Source organism: Caenibacillus caldisaponilyticus, from assembly GCF_002003465.1.
GTDB classification, from domain to species: domain Bacteria; phylum Bacillota; class Bacilli; order Bacillales; family Sporolactobacillaceae; genus Caenibacillus; species Caenibacillus caldisaponilyticus.
In genome coordinates this window covers 1-1176 of the sequence record NZ_BDDQ01000162.1, presented here as the reverse complement: position 1 = coordinate 1176, position 1176 = coordinate 1, and the positions used below count along the sequence as shown (strand labels likewise).

The following is a 1176-nucleotide window of genomic DNA, read 5'->3' as shown; positions in this document are numbered from 1 at the left end:
TTGGGTTAGTCCCGCAACGAGCGCAACCCTTGACGTTAGTTGCCAGCATTGAGTTGGGCACTCTAACGTGACTGCCGGTGACAAACCGGAGGAAGGTGGGGATGACGTCAAATCATCATGCCCCTTATGACCTGGGCTACACACGTGCTACAATGGGCGGTACAAAGGGCTGCGAACCCGCGAGGGGGAGCGAATCCCAAAAAGCCGCTCTCAGTTCGGATTGCAGGCTGCAACTCGCCTGCATGAAGCCGGAATCGCTAGTAATCGCGGATCAGCATGCCGCGGTGAATACGTTCCCGGGCCTTGTACACACCGCCCGTCACACCACGAGAGTCTGCAACACCCGAAGTCGGTGCGCCAACCCGTAAGGGAGGCAGCCGCCGAAGGTGGGGCAGATGATTGGGGTGAAGTCGTAACAAGGTAGCCGTATCGGAAGGTGCGGCTGGATCACCTCCTTTCTAAGGAATGAAAGAGACATCCGTGGAAGCGCGCTTAGGCTTTTGTTTGGTTTTGAGAGAGCAAATCTCTCCAAGACTCCAAGAAGTCATATTAGTGAATGAGGGCCTGTAGCTCAGTCGGTTAGAGCGCACGCCTGATAAGCGTGAGGTCGGTAGTTCGAGTCTACTCAGGCCCACCATAACCCTCATTTCATATAGGTATGGGGCCTTAGCTCAGCTGGGAGAGCGCCTGCATCGCACGCAGGAGGTCAGCGGTTCGATCCCGCTAGGCTCCACCAATTTCATTTTGTGCAAAACCCTTGCTTTTCGTTGGGTTTTTACGCAAAATATCATAGTGGATGCAAGCGAAACGTCTCGTGTCAGAGCGTTGCGTTTGGTTGCACCTTGAAAACTGCATAACGAAGGTCCGAGCATCACACAGGTTAAGTGAGTAAGAGCGCACGGTGGATGCCTTGGCACCGGGAGCCGATGAAGGACGGGACGAACACCGATATGCTTCGGGGAGCCGTAAGTAGGCGTTGATCCGGAGATCTCCGAATGGGGGAACCCCCCGCCCTGAACGGGCGGGATCCGCACCTGAATCCATAGGGTGCGGAGGGCAGACCCGGGGAACTGAAACATCTTAGTACCCGGAGGAAAAGAAAGCAAACGCGATTCCCTGAGTAGCGGCGAGCGAAACGGGAGGAGCCCAAACCCGGCGTTCTTTTGAGCGTCGGGG

Annotated in this window: 2 tRNA genes and 2 rRNA genes; all 4 read left to right on the top strand. The window is 56.0% G+C overall.

Going from position 1 to position 1176, the window contains the following annotated elements:
- A 16S ribosomal RNA gene (locus tag CCB157_RS17045) occupies positions 1–458 on the top strand; the annotation flags it as partial.
- Positions 459–560: 102 nt separating this feature from the next.
- Positions 561–637 (top strand) — tRNA-Ile (locus CCB157_RS17040).
- A 23-nt stretch (positions 638–660) separates the two neighbouring features.
- Positions 661–736, top strand: a tRNA-Ala gene (locus CCB157_RS17035).
- A gap of 142 nt (positions 737–878) precedes the next feature.
- Positions 879–1176, top strand: a 23S ribosomal RNA gene (locus CCB157_RS17855); the annotation flags it as partial.